The sequence below is a fragment of the Citrobacter amalonaticus Y19 genome (genome assembly GCF_000981805.1).
Classification (GTDB): Bacteria; Pseudomonadota; Gammaproteobacteria; order Enterobacterales; family Enterobacteriaceae; genus Citrobacter_A; species Citrobacter_A amalonaticus_C.
Window position 1 is genome coordinate 1,559,081 of the sequence record NZ_CP011132.1, and the last position, 23,755, is coordinate 1,582,835.

Annotated in this window: 11 protein-coding genes; 6 read left to right on the forward strand and 5 right to left on the reverse strand. The window is 54.1% G+C overall.

Annotation, left to right across the window (positions count from 1 at the left end):
- The first annotated feature begins 266 nt into the window (after positions 1-266).
- Positions 267-1,595 carry a glycoside hydrolase family 10 protein gene (locus tag F384_RS07070; protein WP_046480830.1) on the forward strand — a complete coding sequence of 443 codons (1,329 nt, stop codon included), beginning with the start codon at positions 267-269 and terminating at the stop codon, positions 1,593-1,595.
- 45 nt (positions 1,596-1,640) lie between these two features.
- Here the strand turns inward: F384_RS07070 and F384_RS07075 are convergent, their stop codons facing one another.
- From F384_RS07075 to F384_RS07085, 3 genes are all read right to left on the reverse strand, one after another.
- On the reverse strand, positions 1,641-6,857 hold the full coding sequence (locus F384_RS07075; RefSeq protein WP_046480831.1) for a hypothetical protein: 5,217 nt from the start codon (positions 6,855-6,857) through the stop codon (positions 1,641-1,643).
- Between the two features lies 1 nt (position 6,858).
- Positions 6,859-12,144 (reverse strand): hypothetical protein, encoded by a 5,286-nt coding sequence (locus F384_RS07080; protein WP_046480832.1) that lies wholly within the window; start codon positions 12,142-12,144, stop codon positions 6,859-6,861.
- A 170-nt stretch (positions 12,145-12,314) separates the two neighbouring features.
- Positions 12,315-13,427, reverse strand: coding sequence for a DUF2235 domain-containing protein (locus F384_RS07085; protein WP_046480834.1), 1,113 nt, complete (start codon positions 13,425-13,427; stop codon positions 12,315-12,317).
- Positions 13,428-13,994: 567 nt separating this feature from the next.
- On the opposite strand from F384_RS07085, the gene F384_RS07090 reads away from it, so the two are divergent.
- Both F384_RS07090 and dosP read left to right on the forward strand, forming a co-directional pair.
- Positions 13,995-15,377: a diguanylate cyclase gene (locus F384_RS07090; protein WP_046480835.1), complete on the forward strand. Its 1,383-nt coding sequence runs from the start codon at positions 13,995-13,997 to the stop codon at positions 15,375-15,377.
- Positions 15,378-15,403: 26 nt separating this feature from the next.
- Complete coding sequence (gene dosP, locus F384_RS07095; RefSeq protein ID WP_046480837.1) at positions 15,404-17,809, forward strand: oxygen-sensing cyclic-di-GMP phosphodiesterase DosP; 2,406 nt, start codon at positions 15,404-15,406, stop codon at positions 17,807-17,809.
- Between the two features lie 61 nt (positions 17,810-17,870).
- On the opposite strand, the gene F384_RS07100 is transcribed toward dosP, so the two are convergent.
- Both F384_RS07100 and hdeB read right to left on the reverse strand, forming a co-directional pair.
- Positions 17,871-19,802, reverse strand: coding sequence for a methyl-accepting chemotaxis protein (locus F384_RS07100; RefSeq protein ID WP_046480838.1), 1,932 nt, complete (start codon positions 19,800-19,802; stop codon positions 17,871-17,873).
- A gap of 157 nt (positions 19,803-19,959) precedes the next feature.
- Entirely contained in the window at positions 19,960-20,289 is a 330-nt protein-coding gene (gene hdeB / locus F384_RS07105; protein WP_046480840.1) for an acid-activated periplasmic chaperone HdeB, read from the reverse strand.
- Between the two features lie 402 nt (positions 20,290-20,691).
- Here hdeB and F384_RS07110 point away from each other — a divergent pair, with 402 nt between their 5' ends.
- The 3 genes from F384_RS07110 to F384_RS07120 are packed head-to-tail and all read left to right on the forward strand — an operon-like array spanning position 20,692 to position 23,726.
- On the forward strand, positions 20,692-21,558 hold the full coding sequence (locus tag F384_RS07110) for a MurR/RpiR family transcriptional regulator (RefSeq protein WP_046480842.1): 867 nt from the start codon (positions 20,692-20,694) through the stop codon (positions 21,556-21,558).
- Between the two features lie 14 nt (positions 21,559-21,572).
- Entirely contained in the window at positions 21,573-22,160 is a 588-nt protein-coding gene (gene ddpX, locus F384_RS07115; RefSeq protein WP_046480844.1) for a D-alanyl-D-alanine dipeptidase, read from the forward strand.
- Between the two features lie 15 nt (positions 22,161-22,175).
- A complete protein-coding gene (locus F384_RS07120; RefSeq protein WP_046480846.1) occupies positions 22,176-23,726 on the forward strand; it encodes an ABC transporter substrate-binding protein in 1,551 nt (516 codons plus the stop codon).
- The last annotated feature ends 29 nt before the right edge of the window (positions 23,727-23,755 follow it).

A 23,755-nucleotide genomic window follows, 5' to 3' on the forward strand; every position in this document is an offset into this window, starting at 1 on the left:
AATTAACGCTCAACATCAGGCCAATTGCCATTCTGGACTGACCGTGTGACGTTAATGGGTGACTCAGATATTTTCTCTGTGTTTCGTTAACATGTAGTGCGGGAATACAAAAGGTATTACTCGTGATTCAACGTTGAAGGCGATACCGAGTCCCAGCCTGGTTGGGAACCGGTAAAATTGCACATCGCCCCCCTTCTCCGGCTTGACTTAACGTCGATTAGGAACAAAATAATTTCTCTTTTGTGTTAACCGGATGACTGGCCTATATGGATATCTGTTCTCGTGGCGTTTTCTCTTTGTTTCGCGTTAAAAAAATCAGTGCCCTGGTGGTAGCAGCGTTCTTCCTGGCGAGTTGTTCCTCAAAACCCCCGGTTTCACTGGTGACGCCGCCAAAATCTACGCCGACATCACCGTCTAAAACACAGAAACTGAATGAGCCGGTTCGCGGCGTGTGGCTGGCGACAGTTTCCCGGCTGGACTGGCCGCCGGTGGCGTCCGTCAATGTCAGTAGCGCGTCCACGCGGATAGCAATGCAAAAGAAAGCGTTAATCGATAAGCTCGATAACCTACAGTCTCTGGGGATTAATACCGTTTTCTTTCAGGTTAAACCTGACGGCACCGCCCTTTGGCCGTCGTCTATTTTACCGTGGTCGGATATGCTCACCGGGAAGATTGGTGAAAATCCGGGCTACGATCCGCTCCAGTTCATGCTCGATGAAGCCCACAAACGCGGCATGCGCGTTCACGCCTGGTTCAACCCTTATCGCGTCTCTACCAATGTGAAATCGTCAACGGTGAACGAACTGAACCGCACCGTGTCGCTTCAGCCCGCCAGCGTGTTTGTTCTCCATCGCGACTGGATCCGTACCGCCGGCAATCGCTATGTTCTCGACCCGGGGATCCCGGAGGCCCGTGACTGGATAACCAGCATCGTGGCTGAAGTGGTGACGCGCTATCCGGTGGATGGCGTCCAGTTTGATGATTATTTCTATGCCGAATCCCCCGGTTCGGCACTGAACGACAGTCTGACCTTCCAGCGTTACGGCCAGGGATTCAGCTCAAAAGCTGACTGGCGTCGGCATAACACTCAACAGTTAATTGAACAGGTTTCCCGTACGATCAGGCAAGTCAATCCGGACGTCGAGTTTGGCGTCAGTCCGGCGGGCGTCTGGCGTAACCGTTCGCACGACCCTGCCGGATCCGATACCCGTGGCGCGGCGGCGTATGACGAGTCGTATGCGGACACGCGGCTTTGGGTTAAACAGGGCCTGCTGGATTACATCGCACCGCAAATTTACTGGCCCTTCTCCCGCGATGCGGCGCGCTATGACGTGCTGGCGAAATGGTGGGCAGACGTTGTGAAGCCGACGAAAACGCGGCTTTATATTGGCGTCGCGCTGTACAAAGTCGGCGAACCCTCGCGCAATGAACCGGACTGGACGGTCAACGGCGGCGTACCGGAACTGAAGAAACAACTCGATTTGAATGAATCGATGCCACAAATTAGTGGCACGATTTTGTTCAGAGAGAACAATCTCAACCAACCGCAGGCCCAGCAGGTCGTCAGTTACCTGAGAAACCGCTGGTCTAAGTGACGTTGTAACGTAAAGAGAGAACGGAGTCTCTCTTTACGTCGCGTTTTACGGGTTCCAGTTCCAACTCCAGTTCTCGCTTCGGGGTTGGCCTTTGTCATCGTACGTCTGCAGCACTCCCTTCTTCTGCGACCAGTCTGTTAACGTCGCGATGAGTCGCCCTCCACTGCCAACCAGTGCCAGTTCATCGCCTTCCAGCATGGTACAGAGCCCTCCCGGCAGGTCATTGGCCCAACTGAGCGTATCGAACGTTGCGGGTATTTTTCCCTTAATCTGCTGGCAGCGCCATCCGTGGTCTTCATCAACGTTCAGGAGAACAGACATCTCTTTCCCCTCTTTTCGCTTAAGCGTCACGTTGGGCTTCGGCCAGTTACCATTGTGCGCAGGCAGCGGCGCGGTGGTGATTGGACCAATGATTTCAGGCAGCCAGCGGACCTTCGCTTCGTCGCCTGAGCCGTCCGCGTTCCTTTCGGGAAACAACTGCGCTTGCAGGGCCGTCCAGTCCGTCGGCAGGCAATCGGTATATTGAAACTTGTAGATGTATCCGATTGAGCCCTCGGGCAATTTTCCCTTTATCGGCGAATCCGTCATGTAAGAATGAAAGCGCAATGGCGGATAGCGCGTTTCAGCCGTGATGGGATCGCGCTGCGGGTAATAGACGCCTGTCAGCCTCCCCAGTTGCTGATTGGCCAGCGGGGAGGCCACGTCATTGACGGGTTCAAACACCAACAGCAGATGAAAGGTGCCACCGCCCGATCTGATACAGCGAAGTTCTTTCCCGGGTTCGGCTTTCTTAATCGGTTCCAGTGGTTCAATCAGTAAATCGCGGGAGATATTTTCACTGGCTTGCACCACGCTGCTCCGGGTCAGCGTGATGGCGTTTTTGTTATCCTCAATGGCCATCTGCAAAGATTCCTGAGCGATGGCCAGATGCCGGTACGGCATGCCAATAAAGGTCAACCAGTGCGATTCGCCATAGTCGCTGAGCAACAGGCGGCGGGCTTTGCACCCCTCTGCGTTTTTAAGCACAACGGGCAGCACCGATTTTATCGGCAGGTCGGTCGTTGCCTCCGTTGTTTCCCACGGTGAATAACGTTTGACGGTGGCCCATTGCTCACTCCCAAGGGCCATGACCTGATCAAGCACCTGGACTCCCCAGCGCATTGCCGCCGTCCCGTCCCACTGGCCTTTGTGCCAGCTACACAACAGACGCCGTGACGTGTTCGCGTCGCCGGCTTTCTCGATGCGTTTCCCCTGCGCCTGGTGCAGAGAGAGGAGAAAATCGGTTCCCGGCGGGCTTTCGATGACGAAATCAAACGGAACGCGATCGTCACCTTCTTCCCGGCGGCCGAGTAACCAACTCTGCCCATCCTCGCTGAGGGGAAATTGATCGCTCAGCGTCCATTTCTCGTGCGGGTCAAGCATACGGCGGATGCGGATCTTCGCCATTATCCAGTAGGCAAACACATCGTGACCCGTCGGGCGGACGATAATGGCCGTCTGCGCCACTTTGCCATTACTGTCGGTATCGTAAGTCAGGCCAAAAGGACTGTCGGTTTCGATTCCCCAGTTCATCTCGCGTTCAGGCGCGACCGGCTCGCCCAATTCGGTAAACCAGCTACTCTCAGGCAGATAAAGCGTGACCTTCTTTGCGTCATCCACACGATGACCCGGCCCTGCGTGGAAGATGGGATTGGGGCCAAGTTCATTCACCGTGGCATAACGTGTGGCTTCAAGGTCAACCTCGAAGGTTTCCCCGACGCCGCTGTACTGCGTCAGCGCATCCGTTCGACAGAGCGCATCGTTCAGGCAAATCAGCGCCCCGTTTGCACTGGTACGGATCGCCGTGAGCGTTTCCTTCTCTTGCGCCATGACCGTGCGTACCAGCGGAATCGTGGTCTGGACTGTTGGCGGTGCCAGTCGCAGTGACGGATCGCGCCAGTTGATACATGCGGGCACGACGGTACCCTTAGCGACAATCGTGTTCTCAAGACTCTTAACCGCGCTGCTGTTCAGCCAACGGCGATAACGCAGGATCGGGCGCATGACGCAGGCGAAAAAACGCGCGCCGTGATAGCCGGGCATTCGCAGACGACAAAGGATCGCTGGTTCGACAAGTGAACCAAAACACCAGTCCGCAGCGGTTGCGGCACGACTGGTTTGCAGAATATGGCTTTGCGTTTCGCGTAAAGACGAGGTGCCGGCGAACGCTTCGGACCACTGCTCCAGTTGGGTGTTGTCATTTAGTCGTTTGGGGAGCGCCAGCGGGTAGCCCGTCCAGTGCCATTCGTGTCGCTGTACCAGAAATCCTTTCAGCCCGTTCGCGTCGAACCCCTTCCCCGCGGCCAGATGTGCGACGGTATCTGACCCTTGCGGCACAAAACGGAGCGCCTGCTGAATCTCTTTCAGTGCTTTTCCCGCGCCCTTGAGCAGCGTTATTGTGTCAGGTAAACATTCAAACCGGTGTACTACGGGTGAAAAACCGCGGTGTGACGCCTCACTCCACTTGTCGTGATTATCAGTGGCAAAGTCCGCCATCCGCATCTCTGGCCCTGGGATAAAGAATGTCGTTGGCACCAGAGACCAGAGGGTCACAGTGGCGATCGTTCCCGGTTTCAGAATGAGCGCGATCGTGCCCGTGCCCTTTGGCGGCACGACGAGTGATGTGCTTCCTGCCTCTACACGCAGTGTGGCGGGCGTTAAGAAACCTCTCTCTCTGTGGTACTCCGGCGTGACGAGGTAATCGACTTCCGGACCATCATCAAATTTCACTCTCACTCCGATAGCCTTAACGGCGGGATGGCGAGGAAGATCGACCACATCCTCAGGCCGTTTTTTGCCTGTTTTTCGCAGTTTATTGAGTAGCGTGGCGCGCAGGGCTCTGAGCGTCGCACTCTTACCATGGGCGGGTTTGAGCAATTCCTGGCAGATGTCGGCTTCCATCCACCTTATCAGCACCTGCTCTGTGGCATCGGGCGGGGTCAACGTCAGCGTGGCCGATTTGAGCGCACTGCTGTTCCAGTCGTTTTTTCCGTCGCAAATGACGACAACACGCGGGTGCTTGCCGTCTGCCACTTTCGGGTGTTCACCGGCCTGCTCCCGATCTGCCGCTAAGCCTTGCAGATTCCAGGCACGGGATTCCCCTTCCATCAGCCAGGGATCGACGGCCTTCTCTGCGGACTGGACGGTGACGGCGCCTGGGGCTACCCGGCACAAATAAAGATACCCCTCAGCGGGTAAGAAATTCAGTTGGCTGGCGGCTTTGAGTGCACAGGGGTCATCACTACTGTGAAAGTTCTCCTCCAGAATCTGCCCGCCATTGCCCATTGCCGTTCCTGCTACCCAATAACGAAATCCATAGGCTAACGGAGGGAGTCGCCAGGGAGAGATATAATCATCCGAGTTTTCTTGCGGATCATCAGGCCAGCCAAAATCGAGACAGTCGACGCCGTCTTTGAGGCTCACTGCGCCACTCAGCGGTGCGCCCGAATAGGCAAACGCCACCACTTTGCGACCGTTCTGCACGGTCGCCCCCACGGTGTCGTGAAATCGCTGTGTGGGCCCTTTCCGCTCGGTGTCCGGTAGCCACGCCCCCTGCACTTTCAGCGCCGTGTCCGTCAGCCACGCGCAGCCTAATTTGGCTACGACTTTTTCCTTCCCCATGGCCATGGCGACGGCATAGCCGCGAATGTCCCGATCGTCATAGGCCCCGTCTGGCGAGCAGATCTCAACCGCCAGATCGCGCTCCTCGCCCAGGCTGATAACCTTTTGCGCACCGGGTAACTGCATTTGTTCCTGTAGCGTCTGAAGTATCTTATTGATTCCTGCATTCTGCGCGCCTGGCTTTGGACACTCCACCAGCAACGCCAGCATCTCCTGATAGCTGTCACTCAGAACATTGGCCTGAGTTGAAACATCTCCCGCAATCCAGGACTCGATGCCGGCGCGCAGTGCTTGTGTTGCCGCTGGCGCTTTTTCCGACAGATGGAAAAACCACCAGCGCGCCTGCAATTCGGCAATGCCGGGGTCTGAGTAATGTAACGATATCAGCTGATACCACTCGATAAAGTTGAGCGTTGGGTTGTCCGCTTCTGGCTGATGAAAATTTACCGCCACGGCCGCCAGCCACGAGGTCATCATTATCCGTCGGCCATCAGCGGTACTGAGCATCATCCCCACGTTTAGCGCAAAGCCCGAAATGGTGTTACTGCTGTCGTCGACAAGGGGGTGCAGTAACCGATGTTCGCCCGCCCCAGGGTTAATAATGGCTTGCCGGAGCGTTGCCCAGACCTGGGTGTTAGCGTCCCAGGTCTCGATAGAAATAGCCACCGGGTTGCCGCCCTGAAGGCGATCCCAGAACCAGATATGCACAGACGTCTTGTTACGCGTTTCAGTACGCAGATATCCGGGGCCTAATGCGCGGTTCAGCAGCTGATGTTGTTCAATCCCCGGCTGCCATTCGCCATTGGCCGCTTCGGCATTGAGTACATGAGCCAGCATGGGCAGTGGCGCCAGAATGGCATCGGCCAGCCAGGCACGCATCCCGGTTTCCGCTCGTTCGGCGCTTTTCAGTTGCGGCGTCAGCGTCGCGTTGACGGCGGGTTTGATCTTTTTCATCACGACAGTAAAGGCGGGTAAGCCGGTGTAGGGCAGCTTGTCTTTCTCCGTTCTTGCCTCGTAGCTAATCGTCACTATTTCGTCCGTTGTGTCGGCATGCACAGGGCTAAAGACGATGTCCAGATCCTCATGAGTCATCGTGAATTCCGGTGCGCAGGCCTCAGGCGGTACGGCATTGTCAAAGGTGAGACTTCGGATCATCCCCAGCATATCGCGACTTACACCAGCAGGTAACAGCGTCAGAGGGGCAAACAGGTGTGGCAGACTGATATCTCCGCGACTGGCCTGCCCCTGCGCAATGGCGGTGGAAAACGGAAACGGACAACGGCTGCACTTTTGTCTGATTTCGTCCGCCATTTTTTCCTGTAGATTCTGCGAATCGGTCAGCACATTGGTCAGAACCGGCGCGGCGGGGTGAAATTGATTTTCGATAACCAGCGCCCAGCCGGTAATGCGCATTTGCCAGGGCCAGAGCAGCGAACCGACGGTGTCGATCACCGTCTGTCCGTCTATGGACGGGACACCTTCGGGAAGCTCGCCCGTCGGCATCACCCAGTTAACTGAGATTCGCCGTTTTGTATCCCCATCCACCAGCCCTTCATCATTGCCATGCATCATCCAGCTAAACGTTGTTAATGACATAGACACCTCACAAATCCTGTTCCACTGTGCGGGAAATATGTGCCGTGTAGCACCAGCAAACTTCGATAGAAATATCCAGATGTCCGCGCCCTTTCATCTGTCCGTTTCGGTGCTCGACCTGCACCAGTAGATTCAGCCAGGCGGTCAGATAGCCCAGTACCTTTGCGCTACCGGTCATTTGCACGCCAGCGGCAAAAAAGTTCTGCGATGAGTCGGAAGAGAAACCGGCTTCGACAAACAGGCGAATGGCATAACTGCCCTCGGCGACCCCGGCAAGATTGAAGGTTTTCGTCGAGACCAATGCCACGCCAATCGATGCCTCATACTCCGATGTGAGCTTGCCGTTCTTATTCACCGCCGCTGCCCGGGTCGTCAGCCAACCACCACCACCATAGACGCCTATCTGCATGGAAACGGGCGACGCTTTTTCACCAATGCCAAAGTAGGTTTCAATTTGCATCATCCCGTCGTTCATATTTAGCCGGAAACCGGAGGCCAGAACCGATTGACCCAGTGAGACGCCGCCATACTCCAGTGGGCCAAACGCCTGTTTCTGGCTCACCGACGCCCCCGTCGGGATCCCGTCCTTGTTTTTGACGATTTCTACATACGGAGGAACTTCTGGCATCGCGCCCCGTAATACGTCGCCGATAAATTTCAGTGCGGCGTGCGGTTCAATATTTTTCGGGTCGAGATCGAACGTAAACCCGCTGGCCTCGCTGTACTGAATGCGGGCATCCGCAAAGGTCACCAGCGGTTGGCCCGAAAAGTTGAGGATCCAGTCGCCACTGAACAGCGCCTGCGTGCGCGTTCGTGTCGCTTCACTGGGGGAAATATCGACATCACTGGTTGCCACCAGCGTGGGTTTACGGACATCAAGGCTCAGCGGGGGGATTTCAAACAGCGATTCTGTGCTCGTAAACTGATGATCAATAACCGCTTTGATACTGGCGCTACGCGTTTTGGGATCGATATGATGGCTGATACGAATGGCATCATCGGGCAAATCCGGCAGTTTGAATTTCTTGAAGAAGTTTTCAAAATCAATCGCCGTATTACGAACGATCTGTGAGAAATCAACGCCCCGAAGCGACGCAGGAACAATGTTACCGTTCAGTTCGCAGGAAGGGATCGTCAGCCCCAACTCCTTAATCCCGGCATCCACCTCACGGAGTCGGGCGACAAACGGCGATGTTTCAATCTGATCTTTTAGATCGTCGAAAACATATTCAATGTTGTCGGTGCGGATGGTCAATTGTGGAAGCTGTGGCGGATCCGAAAGCAGCTTCACCAGTTTGATGGCCTGACCGGCTTTGGGAAGTGCCTCAGCGATGCCTCTGTTCGCCTGCTTTAACGTCGCGTCGATCGCCTTCGCATATTCACGACTTTTTTGATCAAACAGTCGCGTGGCCTGATCGACAAACTGCTCACGGACCTGTCGGGTCGTCTCGGCTACCTGTTCTTGTAGTTTGTTCGCGACCTCAACCCATTGACCGGCGTCAGACAGTCCCTCAATCAGCGCCTTCACTTCGCCTCTTCGCCGATCCAGCTCCGCCTTTACGACGGCGGCGTTGTGACTCAATAACGCGGTGGCCTGTTTATTGACCTCGTCAAGCCTGGCGGAGAGTGTCGAAACCGCGCTATCGATGGAAATAAATTCCCGGTTCCAGGCGTCAGTCAGGGCGATTGAAAACGGCGAACGGTTGGTGAAGGCAGGTACCCTCAGAGACGCGTTCAGTGCCTCCAGCGCCGCGACAAAATCAGCAAACTCTTTATCAATCGGCTTGTTATCTTCAATTTTTTTTACCAGCGCCTGGTATGCAGCGCATTCCTGTCGCCACGGCGGGAAGAAGGTTTGCGTGGCATTGCCGAAAAGGTTGCCCCGCAGGGTGTCGATGGCGGCGAGCACTGATCCCAGCGTCGTTGTCGTATTGTGCATCGTCTGCCAGTCGAACGTCTCCAGCAGGCTCAATGTATCATTCAGTGGAGCGAGTACCGGCGGGATCTGCTTTTGCAGTTCTGCACGCTGGGCATCCAGGTCGCCGATGTTCCTGATTTGTTCTGACACCTTGCTGATGGTCGCAATATAGGTGGCAACCGCCTGTTCCAGATTGGTCAGCGGCAGTGTGAGCATATCGCGAAGATGCTGAGGCCCCTGCCACTGCGCAGGAAATTTCAGCGCGCCGATGGTGATACTGAGTTCATCAACGCTCTTCATGCCTTCACGGAGCAGGGTCGTCATCGTGGTGCAATACGCGTCGACGGCCAGAAGCAGCGCATCCCGATCCGTTATACCCAACAGATCCTTATACGCCGTATCCGCACGCGTAGTAATCTCTCTGAGTGCTGGGCACAGGGCGGCAATGTTGTTGGGCGCTTCTGCACAAAAAAGACGTAAATCCGCGATGACCGCTTTTGCACCATTCAATGATTCAGCAGAACGTCTGACGAAAGCCTGTACGGGAAGGTTGACGTAACGACTCGCCAGCAAGGATTTTACGCTCTCCACCTCAAGATTCGGATCGTGGATAGCTGACAACATCGTCAGCAAATGGTCTGTCGCCGCATGCCCCTGAGCACAGAGTTCATCGATCATCTGGACCGAGAGCGATCGCGCCAGCCCCAGGCTCTTTTTGACATGATCAATAGCTTCACTCACGCCAGGGGTTATTTGGGCAACCTCTATTGTCAAACGGCTAGTGCATTCATCAAAGACATCATCCACCTGTTTTTTCAGGCGCGCTTTGAACGTCTCGAGGTTGTTACCCTCGAATAACGCCCAGAGTTTTTTGGCATCCTGAAACAACGACTGAAGCGTCGCGTCCAGACTTTTTAGCTCAGCGCTGTATGTCGCGTGCTGGATCAGCGACGCAATGTTTTTACCCTCATCATCCGGTAGCGTACTCAGATCCACCCTGCGCGTCGCGAGCGTACGTTCAATCTGCATTGTGCGAATGCTGGCGACCAGTTCTTCTGTGCCACGACCATGAACAATATTAGAGACGCCTTCCGGACGCAGTGGCATTGAAAATCGGGGATTGGCCAGTGCCTGTAGCGTCAGGCTGGGAACCTGAACAGGCTCCAGAAGCTTGCCTGTTTCTAATCGGATCATTCTGCCAAAGCTGTAATTCTCGTCGCAATCGATGGCTAACTGCGCCTCCCACGTGTCCGTATCTGCCCCGGCTCCGACTTTCGTACTGCTAAAAAAGTAGAGATGCTGTGGCTGGTCGTGCCAGTGTTGCGTCAGTTCATCCCCTCCGCCCCGCGCGACCGGCCCTGCCCACGGCTTAACGTAGAAACCGGAACTGTCCAGTTCGTTAAATACTGGGATTTCGTAGCCCTCATCCACGTCGTGCCCCCATGCGCCATTGACATAAATACGCTGAGTAGCGAAGTGAAAGGCGTGCAGGCACCCCGGCTTATTTTTCGCCGCAGACGCTTCGCCGTCGAAAAGGCGGTACGGTTCGAGGATCTCAATGTACTCCTCCATTTTGCGCAGCAGCGGACGCCCCAAAAATTCCTCATCTTTCTGCTCCCCGGCAAATTGTGCGCCGGGGACGGTGCTGCGGGAATAAACCACCACGTGACGTGCTTTATTCCAGACGGTGGCGATACGGCCATAGCGCGTTTTCACCAGTCGTGACAACTGGCCGTTTTCAACGCTGGCGTCGAACTGCGTGCGCCCCTCATCAAAGGCCGCCTGCACCGCGCCGGTCGCGCCGAGTACCGAGAGCGTCAGTTCCAGCAGACGCACCTCTTTCGTAACGGGGGTGTGTAACACGGCCATCAGTTCAGAGGCAAACTCAATGGAGTACAGCAGTCCGATGGGCAGCGAACGTGCAGCGGTCGGATCGTTCGGCTGGCTGTCCACATAGTTATCCAGCGCGATACGCTGGGAATCACTCAGCGATGCCCCCTCGGGAAGCGGCCAGACAGCTGTGGCTCCCTGCTTTTTACCGCGCAGTATGGCGCTCATACCTTCCGTCAGATCCAGCTTGCGCAGTGGGTAGTTCGCGTCTTTTAGCGTGAACCGGGCGAGACGATTGACGAAATTTTGTCGGGCGGCGAGATGGCGCGTTCTCAGCGTTTTAATGCGCGCTTTCAGGTCGTCAATTGTGATTGCCGCATGAGAGCGAAAATAGGTTTCCAGCAGCGGACTCATGGCAAAGTCCTGGTCACTGACCGGCAAGGCAATCGCGGGTTGACCAAGCGCTCTGGCTATCTCTGAAACAATCACCGTGCGCTGTAATTCCGGCGTGCGCTGATAGGTCAACTCCAGCGGATACGCCATCTCGCTAACCATCCGCGTCAGTTCAGCATCCCGCAGAACGGATAGCGTGTCGCCAGGGTGGACGGTATAGCGGCGGTCTACGCGAGAAGGTCGAACCGTCAACTCCGTGCGTCGGGAAAAACGAAACGGAATCGGTTTCTTGTCAACAATGGGACTGCCCTGTCCGGCGGGCCGAAAGCGGTCCCCGCGAACCATCGCTTCACCCACCGCCTGCGGTGGAAAATTCAGCGAAACGCTCTCGATACCGAACCGCCACTGCGCCCCGTCAGGATCGTCACTTTTCCATTGCGCAATGATATTGCCGGCCTCTTCCGCCAGTTCCGGTTGCAATAACTGCGAGACAATAAACGGCGTGTGGCTAATCTGAATTGCGGTCCCTTGCCGGGGAGTCAACATCCTTTGTGCCTGTTGCAGCGTGACGGTCCACGTCGTATCCCGTCCGGGCTGCCCGCTTTCACACACGATCTTCAGACTGGCTTTAGCCTGCGCGTCGGCGATAACAATGCCCTCACCGCAGTTGGCGCTGAAATAAGGCGGCTCGTCTCCGGCTTCTTCTGCCGTCATGTTGCGCAGGGCTGAACGATGTAAATTCGATTCTGCCAGCACTGGCGAGAGGCTGACGCTGTCCAGTTGCAGCGTCAGTTCGTAGTACATATCGAAAGTGTCTTTTTTCAAAAACAGGCTGACCACATGCCCGGTCGTCGCCAGGTTCAGCGCCAGCCCATCAAAATAGACCGTCTTTTGCGATGCCGGTTGTAGCGGTAACGTGGCGGTGCGCTCAGAAAAACCCGGACGCTCTGTAGATGGAGCCCAGCGAAAAGAGGAATTTTGGCGGGAATCAAACGTCACTGCGACGGCATTATTCACATCAAATTTTAACTGGAGGTTATTATCATCATTGAATATCGGCAAAAGACTGACCCGGTCGCTACGTCGACTGCGACGCCAGCCCGCCTCAATACTTTCCATTAAGTCTTGCCAGGCGGTGGTGAGTTCTGACATTGCAACCTCCAGGGAATAATGAAGACGAAACCGCGGCATCCGTTGAGTGCGTCACGTTTATTTTTACTTATTTCACCCTTCAGAATAGTGCAGTGAATTTCAGGGTTACTCTAAGAGAAAAAGGTTATTCAACCGGAGGGAATCACACTGGGGCATTAATATGAATATCTTTAGAGTAAATCCGCGATCCCCGGATCATCGCCTTCAATCGAATAATAGCGAGGAATATTGGCGGGTCGATAATCCGGATTGGCGTTCATTAAATTGACCACCGACTCATGCACGCTGATTACGCCCGTCATTGGCCGTGGAACCGGTTGACCAAACGGGGGCATCGCGCCAATTTTGAGTTCACGCTGATGATCCTCCCCGGTCCAGACCAGACGGGGTAGCCACTCGGCAAACTTCCACCCCAGCAGCATGGAGTCATGAATGGCGGGAAATCCCGGCATGCGAATCGACAGCTCTTTTTTGGCGCGGGAAAAGTCAATGCGCAGTCCGCTGCGCCAGGCTTCGCCCAGCATCCAGCGAAACGTCATCAACGCCAGTTGCGACTGCGGTGGCGGATAACCACCGCCAACGTCAGAATGCACTCCGGCAAACCACACCTCTTTAAGATCCGTCTTCATGTCATCATTTTTGCGCCAGAGATGCTGGCGAAAAAAACAGCGCCGCTCGTCAATGGACACCGCATGACGGACAATTTCAACCACGGGATTGTTCGCGGTATAAGGAATAATGACCGGATCGTAAATCCAGCCCACCGATTTCACGGTATCAAACAGGCCAAGAAAATGGACGCTCACCCGCCGACCGAAGGTGGACTTGAAACGCGCCTGTAGTTTGAAGTCTGGGGCATGATTTTCCCCGGTTCGTGCCAGCAGCATCGCCCATGCATAGTCAAAAAGATGCGCCTGATAACCTTCGACAATTCCCGCCGTGTGAATCAGCGCCGCCAGCGCTCTGGCGGCATAGGCACCACGGGAAAAGCCGAACAGATAGATGTCATCGCCCTGACGGTAATTCTCTGCCAGGAAGTGATAAGCCCCTTCGACATTGCGCTTGAGTCCCCAGCCAAACGCCAGTCCACAGATCCGCGAAGGCACCTTTTGCCATTCAAAGAGCGTCTCCTTGACGCCAAACGTCCCGACGCCCTGATCGTAATAGGTCAGCACGTCCTCGCGACCTTTAGGCAGTGAGCGCAGCAACCGAATCACATTCGTTGGTTTATGACTGAAACGATTGCCTGTGCCATCCAGAAAAATAACGAGCTGTCGTCCCATCGTAACCTCCACTATTTCGCGTCGGACAGGCTGTGGTTGAACAGAGAGTAGAACGCAATGCGTGTTCTGAAGGGTTGTTGGCGATCAACTCTACAGCGAATGATCAATAAATGACGGCGGTAAATAATAGTCAGAAACACGCTGATTATTACCCTGCGTAAAAATGGGATTTATTACATAATGATGAAGATTTCTTTCAAGAAATCACTCATCTCATTTCATGAAATTGAAAAGCAAGTGGATAATAAAAAGATACCCTTAGTCACCTCACGCCGGTGACGTTATTCTTCTCAATGATCAAACAGATGGACTATACTTTTCAGAAGTCGATTAGTTTAAAAAGTCGCCTAAAAAGGATTTTTCTTGCTACTTTTGGCTATATCCCTAATTATTTCAGGCTTACTTCGTCTGATTGCATGAAAATATGGCTTAAGGCATTACACTATTTCATTAATGTCACCCTGCTACATTTCAGGTGTTCTGTGTTTCAGATTCGTCTTACACTCCCGAATGTGCATATGACCCAGGCCACAATGATGTTCGCTAACCACTGTAAGGATCTACATCATGGAGATGTATCTTAAAAGAATGAAAAACGAATGGGAGGCACTGGTTGAAAACACCCAACCGCACATTCGTCAGCTTGCTTCTGAGATTGCGAAGGCCCATGCACATACCTTGAGCATTGAGTTCTATCGCGATGTTCTCACCGATCCGCATGCCGAAGAGTTTTTGAGTAATGAACAGGTTGAGAGACAGCTTAAAAAAGCCCTCGAGCGCTGGATTATCAGCGTTCTCTCCTGCGACGTTGGCGATATTGATCAGCTTATAAAAAATCAGCATACGGTTGCTGAGGTGCACGCGCGTATTGGTATTCCGGTCGAACTGGTCGAAATGGGGTTCCGGGTTCTGAAAAAGATCCTCTACCCCATCATTATTGATGGTCACCATGATTCAGTTGAAAAATTGCAGGTTTATCATTTCTCCATTAATAGTATCGATCTGGCAATGGAAGTGATGTCCCGCGCCTTCTCCTTCAGTGAAAGTAGCGCCGCCAAAGAAGATGAAAACTATCGTATTTTTACCCTACTGGAAAATGCGGAAGAAGAGAAAGAACGACAAATAGGCGCACTGCTTTCATGGGAAATGGACATTATTTATAAAGTGCTACTCGATTCCGACCTTGGCAACAGCCTGCCGCTGAGCCAGGCGGATTTTGGCTTGTGGTTCAATCACAAAGGTCGCCATTATTTCAGCGGCATTGCCGAAGTGGGTCATATTTCACGTTTAATTCAGGATTTTGACGGCATTTTCCATAATACCAACGGCTCGACAAAAGCGCTGAATAATAAAGCCGCGCGCGTGAAGTTCCTGCTGCAAATCCGCAATTCCATTTCGCAGATCATCACCCTGCTGCGTGAATTGTTTGAAGAAGTTTCCCGCCATGAGGTGGGAATGGACGTGTTGACTAAATTACTGAATCGTCGCTTCCTGCCGACCATTTTTAAACGTGAAATCGCCCATGCTAATCGCGCCGGCACCCCGCTCTCGGTATTGATTATCGACGTCGATAAATTTAAAGAGATCAATGATACCTGGGGACACAATACCGGTGATGATATTCTGCGCCGGGTTTCTCAGGCTTTTTATGATAACGTCCGCAGCAGCGATTATGTTTTCCGCTACGGCGGCGATGAATTTATTATTGTTCTCACCGAAGCGAACCAGACGGATACACTGCGCACCGCCGAACGCATTCGCAGTCGCGTTGAGAAAACCAAAATTAAATCGCCGGATGGTGAAATCATTCCGCTTTCGCTGTCAATTGGCGCCGCCATGTTTAATGGTCACCCGGATTACGAGCGCTTAATTCAGATCGCAGATGAAGCGTTGTATACGGCAAAAAGACGCGGCAGGAATTGTGTCGAACTCTGGAAACCAGCTTCCTGAGAAATATCCGGATGCAGAGGTAAAAAATGAAGCTAACCGACGTTGAAGGCTCCGGAGACAGCATTTTCTTTCCTGCTCTTGAGCAGAATATGATGGGAGCGGTATTAATTAATGAGAATGACGAAGTTCTGTTTTTTAATCCGGCAGCGGAAAAGCTTTGGGGATATCGTCGGGACGAAGTGATCGGTAATGGTATCTCGATGCTCATTCCTCATGATTTACGCCCGGCTCACCCGGATTATATTCGTCATAACCGTGAAGGCGGTCAGGCCCGCGTAGAAGGCATGAGCCGGGAATTGCAGCTGGAACGAAAAGACGGCAGCAAAGTCTGGACGCGTTTTGCCCTGTCAAAAGTGAACGTGGCGGGCAAGATTTTCTATCTGGCGCTGGTGCGTGATGCCAGCGTAGAGATGGAGCAAAAAGAACAGAAACGTCTGCTGGTGCTGGCAGTCGATCATCTCGATCGCCCGGTGATTGTGCTCGACCCTGCGCGGCGCATTGTTCAGTGTAACCGCGCCTTTACCGAGATGTTTGGCTACGGGATCACCGATGCGGCAGGCCAGCAGCCGGATGACCTGCTCAATATCCCTGAAGAGCCGTCGGATAATCGCCAGAGACTCAAACAGTTACTCTGGAAAACGACCCGCGATCAGGATGAATTTCTGATGGTCACCCGCGCGGGCGAAAAGATCTGGATTAAGGCCTCTGTCAGCCCGGTTCATAACCCGCGTAGTGAACTGCAAAACCTGGTGATGACCTTTTCTGATATCACCGAAGAACGGCAGATTCGCCAGCTCGAAGGCAATATTCTGGCGGCGATGTGCACCAGCCCGCCGTTTCACGAAATGGGTGACATTATTTGCCGCAATATCGAAGCGGTACTGCGAGAAACGCATGTCTCGCTGTATGCCTTGAAAGATAACGCCCCTCAGTTCTGGGCCGCGTCCTCAAGAGAGATCGACGCGAAAGAGTTAAGCGTCTGGACGCTCACCATTCGTCAACGTGATGGTGAGCCGGCCGGGACGCTATTAATTAAAACAGCCAAAGGGAAAGAGACCAGCGCCTTTATTGAACGCGTGGCGGATATCAGTCAGCATATGGCGGCCCTGGCGCTGGAACAGGAGAAAAGCCGCCAGCATATCGAGCATCTCCTGCAGTTTGACCCGCTCACCGGTCTGCCCAATCGTAATCACCTGCACGCCTATCTCGACGATCTCATTGTCGGCGCAAAAGCCTTCTCGCCGGTGGTGTTTCTCATCAGCGTCGATCACTTCCAGGATGTCATCGACAGCCTCGGCTATGCCGTGGCCGATCAGGTTTTGCAGCAGGTCATCAATAAAATCCGCGAACGGCTCAGACCCAATCAGTATTTAAGCCGTATCGAAGGCACGCAGTTCGTGTTGGTCAGTGACGACCACGAAATGAGTAACATCACCCAGTTTGCAGATGAACTGATTAACATCGGCAGTGAAGCGACACTTTTTGACGACAAGCCCTTCCCGCTGACTTTCAGCATCGGGATTAGCTATGAAGCGGGAAGAGAACGTGATTATCTGCTTTCCACCGCCCACAACGCGATGGATTTCATTCGTAAAGCGGGGGGTAACGGCTGGCAGTTCTTCAACCCGGAAATGAACCTCGCGGTGAAAGAACGTCTGCAACTGGGCGCGGCGTTGAAAAATGCCATTGTCAGTAACCAGTTGCGGTTGGTGTACCAGCCGCAGATTTTTGCCCAGACAGGTGAACTGTATGGTTTTGAAGCGCTTGCGCGCTGGAGCGACCCGGTGCACGGTCACGTACCGCCCAACCGCTTTATTCCGCTCGCCGAAGAGACGGGCGAAATTGAGAATATTGGTCGCTGGGTGGTCAGAGAAGCGTGTCGCCAGTTGGCGGAATGGCGCACGATGTCGCTGACTATTCCGACGCTGTCGGTAAACCTCTCCGCCCTGCACTTTCGCAGCAATCAGTTGCCGGACCAGGTGTCGGAAGCCATGGTGGAATTCGCTATTCCGGGCGATCAACTGACGGTCGAAATCACCGAAAGCATGATGATGGAGCAGGATGAAGAGATCCTCAGGCGCATTGAGATCTTACGCAACATGGGCGTGGGATTGTCGATCGATGATTTCGGCACCGGTTTTTCCGGCCTCTCCCGTCTGGTCAGCCTGCCCGTGACGGAATTAAAAATTGATAAAACCTTTGTCGATCGTTGCCAGACCGAGAAGCGCATTCAGTCGTTGCTGGAAGCGATTATCAGTATTGGGCAGAGTCTGAACCTGGTGGTGATTGCGGAAGGCGTTGAGACGAAGGAACAATTTGAGCTGTTGCGCTCGATGAATTGTCCGGTGATTCAGGGATATTATTTTTCCCGCCCCATTCCGGCAAATGAGATTGCCACCTGGATGCAGACGGCGCTGCCGTTGAAAACCTGATTTGCCGTGATGAGATGCCCGGTAACACTTTCGCTTACCGGGCAATCCTGTCACAACGACATTACGGCAATTTAAACGATGACACCTGCAAGGCCAGTTCTTCCGCTTCGGCTTTTAAGATCTGCGTGCGCGCCGCCGCATCATCTATCAGCGATGCGTTTTGCTGGACCGTGCTGTCCATTTCCGTGACGGCGAGCGCGACTTCAGCCACGCCCTTGCGCTGCTCTTCTCCGGCTACGCGAATTTCCCCCATTAACTGACGCACCTGACGAACATGCCCGACCAGTTCCTGTAAGCGATCGCCGGCATGATGAATTTGCTGGCTGCTGTTATCGACGTGAGATACCGACTCATCAATCAGCGCTTTGATTTCCTGGGCGGCGGTAGCGCTGCGCTGGGCCAGCGTTCTGACCTCCGACGCCACCACGGCAAATCCTCGCCCGGCATCCCCGGCGCGCGCTGCTTCCACGGCGGCATTGAGCGCCAGGATATTAGTCTGGAAGGCAATGCTGTCAATCACGGAGACAATCTCCACCATTCGCCCCGATGACGTACTGACGTTATCCATGGTCGAAATCACCTCATGCATGACATCTCCGCAACGATTAGCCGTTTGCGCTGTGCTTTCTGAAAGCTCGTCGGCCAGTTGGGTATTACCGGCATTTTGATGTACGGTCGCATTAAGTTGTTCCATCGCCGCCGCACTCTCTTCCAGCGCTGCCGCCTGCTGGGTGACGCGTGATGACAACTCCGTATTGCTGTCGGCAAGGCTGACGGCGTTGTTCGCTACCACCTCACTGCTGCTGCGCACCGTAAGCAGAATGGCGGAAATTTTATCCACAAAGAGGTTAAACGCCTGCGCGATCGCCGAAATCTCGTCTTTCCCTCTCACTTCTAAGCGACGGGTCAGATCGCCCTCTCCCTGAGCAATATCGTCCAGCGCCCGGCGCGTGTCGTCCAGACGAGCAATCAACCGGCGAACAACCAGCCAGGAACCCACCAGCAACAGCGTCATAACAGGGATCAGTACTTCAAGAACATCGCGCATCATCACTTTCGCCAGTCCGACGATACGCTCTTGCGGCGTCACCAGCCCCACCACCCAACCGGTATCGGCCATCGGGAACAGCATTACGCGTGAAGGTGCGTTCAGAATGCCGTCGTTATCCAGCGCAATGGAGGAGACATCGGTGGTTGCGGTGCGCAGTTTCTGCAAGCGCTGAGCGACAGGGCTCAACCACGCGGAAGCCTTCACCAGATCGCCAACGGTTTTGTAATGTTCCCGATCGTTTTGCGGGAAATAGAGAATTTGCCCCTGCTTATCGACCACAAAGGCGTAACCGCCGGTGCGTCCGCCCTGCTGCTGCATAAAGCTGGCAACGTTATCGAGTCGAATGTCGGTCGTTGCCACACCGGCAAATTTGCCCTCCAGTTGATACGGAATGCTGCAGGTCACCATGTTGATCCCGGAAATGGCATCCTGATAAACATCAGACCAGACGCAGTTTTCCTGCGAATGCCCTTTCGCGCCCTGATACCAGCTTTCGCTGTGGTAACCGTTGCCGTCGGGCGCATTATATTCGTCGGAAAACACCAGCTTATCGTCGGTATTGCGTGCCCAGAAAAAACTGCGTCGCGCAACGCCGGGCGTGAACGCATCCGGCTCAGGCCAGATCCCGCCCCCGGTGATAATCGAATGATTCTGCTCGCCCAGTAAACGCGGCACCACCGCGCGGTACAGCGCTTCGTCATTTGGCAGGACTTCGGCCAGTCGTGACAGGCTAACGGTTTCTCCCTCAATACGTGACAGGACGCTGCTGAGTTGACGCGTCAGGCCATGCCCGGTCTCCTCGATCAACGCCGTGTTGATTTCAACGACGCGAGGTTGCCCGCGCCAAAGCATAATAACAACAATCACTAACGTCGTTACGGCAAGTAACGCGATCCCCCCGACGGTCAAACGAGTCGAAATACGTGACGGATACCAGACCATATAAACATCCTTTTATTTTCAGGCTAATTTATATTCAGTATCGGCACGTGTTTTTAGAGCTTTATACAGAAATCCGTATTGTCTTAAATTAATAATGTGACATTGTCACAAATAGCAAAACCCAGCACTCTGGCTGGGTTTAAATAAGCGCTTAATCTTATTTGTTTAATTCTTTTTTGATTTCGTCTTTAATTTTAGTCAATTCGCTTTGCGGATGTTTTTTACAGATTTCAACCGTTAAAGGAACCGCAGTTGTCACCGTTTCATCGAACGTGACGTAGTCTCCGCCCTTAAAGTCTTCATCTTCGTTTAATACCCAGAAGGCAACCGGCGCCATCGTCTGCGGGTTCAGGTCGATGAATTCCTGGCAGCTCATGCTTTTGGGGGTGACGTCGGTTTTCGCGTTAGTCGTTGCTGCACTGACGCTGACACTGGTCAACAGCGCTGCCACTAAAATACCTGCTGTAGAAAGGGAAAATTTGTTCATTATGATGGCTCCGTTAATGATATAAATAACCTCTACACGAGCGCTTTAAACCGTTAATGTAGAACGGAAATAATAATACCCGTCCCCTCGCAGAAATAAATACACGCAGACTTGTTATGGCTGTTATTGATATTTCCCGGTGCCGATCCTGATGTTTGCCGCTTATTTAGCCGTGAGAATGTGATCCCGCCTGCGTATCCGGCAGATAAGCGCCCTTTCGCCTAACCGTTGCACCAAAACTGCACTATGCTGCACAAGTGTTGATCATAAGTTAATTATTTCAGCATCATTTTAACAATTGACGCCAGTCGCGGCGGCGTTTTTGAACATGGCACGCGTCCTGCATTGTTAATTGACTAACAGTGAACGGACCTTTGACAGCCTGGTAACAGCGAGACGGTGATGACAGCAAAACCTGAGTTACTGACCCGAATTGAACAGACCTTCAGCCTGCATACGCCGAGCGAAAAGCGCGTTGCCAGTTGGCTGTTAACCCATGTGGCGCAGATCCCGTTTGAAACCGCCGACAGCATTGGCAAAGCGACGGGCACCAGCGGAATTACCGTCGGACGCTACCTGCGCAAAATCGGCTATCGCAATCTGGAAGACGCTAAAGCCAGTCTGCGGGAACTGCCTGGCATCGTCTATCAGCCCTGGGGCATGAACGAGCGTCTGGACTCCTGGCAACAGCAGCAACAGTTGCCGGACCGCGCGCGTCAGTCGCTGTTGCTGGAGATAGATGCGATCGCCCATGTCTATCAACTGGCGCAAGGAGACACTTTCCAGCGCATTACCCGACAACTGGCGCAGGCGGAAGCGGTGTATGTGCTGGGGATCCAGTCGACGCGGGGGATCGCTAATGCCTTTTTCAGTCACCTCGAGTATCTGCGTCCCAGGGTGAACTACTCCGAAGGGCTCTCCGGCAGTTGGGTGGAATCTCTCAATTCCGGGTTTGAGAAACCGTATGTGGTGCTGACCGATACCCGCGCTTACTCCGCCATCGCCCGGCAGTACTGTCGCGTCGCCAGCGAGCGGCAAATACCGTTGGCGCTGATAACCGATGTTTGGTGCCCCTGGGCGCGAGATTACGCCATCGACTTGCTACAGGTGAAAACTGACACCGGACACTTCTGGGATTCGCTGGCCCCGGTGAGCTGTCTGTTCAACTTGCTGCTTTCCGGCGTCGCGGACCAACTGGGCGACTCCCTTACCGGGCGGCTACAGACCAACCGCCAGTTACAACAAGAATTTGGTCAATTCGAACAATAAACAGGAAACGTGCTATGTCTGAAACTCCGCAACTGGTCTGCCTGTCGGTGATTTTTCCGACGCTGGATATCGACCTCAAATACGCGACCGCCGATAACCTGACGGGCGCGCCGATTTATCGCGAATCGCGCTGCCTGCTGCACGAGGATGCCGTCACCGCGCTGGCGAAAAGCATCAGCATCGCACAACTGGCGGGTCTTTCGCTGGTGGTTTATGACGCCTATCGCCCACAGCAGGCGCAGTCGATCCTGTGGGATGCCTGTCCGGATCCGCAGTATGTGGTTGATGTCGCCATCGGCTCTAACCACAGCCGCGGAACGGCCATCGATGTCACCCTGAAAGACGCGGACGGCAACATTCTGGATATGGGCGCGGGTTTTGATGAGATGCACGATCGTTCACATGCTTACCACCCTTCTGTGCCTGCTGCCGCGCAGCGTAACCGACTGTTACTCAACGCCATTATGTATGGCGGTGGCTTCGTTGGTATCAGCAGCGAGTGGTGGCACTTTGAGTTACCTGCCGCGAGTCGCTATCCGCTGCTGGAAGACTGTATTACCTGTTTTCCCGTTACAACCACAACGACACACACATCCTTTTGATTCCGGAGCTTCGTCATGAAATTAACTTTGTTGTTTCGCCCCGCGTTGATTGCTGTTGCCCTGGCAATGACCCTGCCTGCGGCACAGGCTGCCGTCCCGAAGGACATGCTGGTGATCGGCAAAGCCGCCGATCCGCAAACGCTTGACCCGGCGGTCACCATTGATAATAACGACTGGACGGTGACTTATCCGTCCTATCAGCGCCTGGTGAAGTACAAAACCGAGGGCGACAAAGGCTCTACCGAGGTTGAAGGCGATCTGGCAAGCGGCTGGAAGGCCTCTGACGATCAGAAAGAGTGGACCTTTACGCTTAACGAACAGGCCAAATTTGCCGACGGCTCCGCTGTGACCGCCGACGCGGTGAAACAGTCCTTCGAGCGCCTGCTGAAAATCAGCCAGGGGCCAGCAGAAGCCTTTCCTAAAGATCTCAACGTGGAGGCTGTCGATGCGCACACGGTGAAATTCACCCTCAGCCAGCCGTTTGCCCCGTTCCTCTATACGCTGGCCAATGACGGCGCGTCGATCATCAACCCTGCCGTGCTGAAAGAACATGCGGCGGACGACGCCCGTGGTTTTCTGGCGCAAAACACCGCAGGCTCCGGGCCGTTTATGTTGAAAAGCTGGCAGAAAGGTCAACAGCTGGTGCTGGTTCCGAACCCGCATTACGCCGGACCCAAACCGAATTTCAAGCGCGTGTCGGTGAAAATTATCGGTGAAAGCGCGTCGCGTCGTCTGCAACTGTCGCGTGGGGATATCGACATCGCCGATGCCCTGCCGGTGGATCAGCTCAGTGCATTAAAACAGGAAGGCAACGTCGCCGTGGCGGACTATCCGTCGCTGCGCGTGACCTATCTTTATCTGAACAACAGTAAAGCGCCGCTGAATCAGGTGGATCTGCGTCGGGCGATCTCCTGGTCCACCGACTATCAGGGCATGGTGAAAGGGATCCTCAGCGGTAACGGGAAACAGATGCGCGGGCCGATCCCGGAAGGCATGTGGGGTTACGACGCCTCTGCGCTGCAATACAGCCTTGATGACACTAAAGCGAAAGCGGAATGGGAAAAAGTCGCCAGTAAACCCACCAGCCTGAGCTTCCTCTATTCCGATAACGATCCCAACTGGGAGCCGATTGCCCTCGCCACCCAGGCCAGCCTCAGCAAACTGGGCATAACCGTGAAGCTGGAAAAACTGGCGAATGCCACCATGCGCGATCGCGTGGGTAAAGGCGATTACGACATTGCCATCGGCAACTGGAGTCCGGACTTCGCTGACCCGTATATGTTCATGAACTACTGGTTCGAGTCTGACAAGAAAGGACTGCCCGGCAACCGTTCGTTCTATGAAAACGCCGAGGTCGACAAACTGTTGCGCAGTGCGCTGAGCACCACCGATCAGACCGCCCGAACCACGGACTACCAGCAGGCACAGAAAATCGTCATTGATGAAGCGGCCTACGTCTATCTGTTCCAGAAGAACTACCAGTTAGCGATGAACAAAGAGGTCAAAGGCTTCGTGTTCAATCCGATGCTCGAGCAGGTCTTTAATATCGGCACCATGAGCAAATAAGCCACGTTAATGCGGAGCCGCACTGGCTC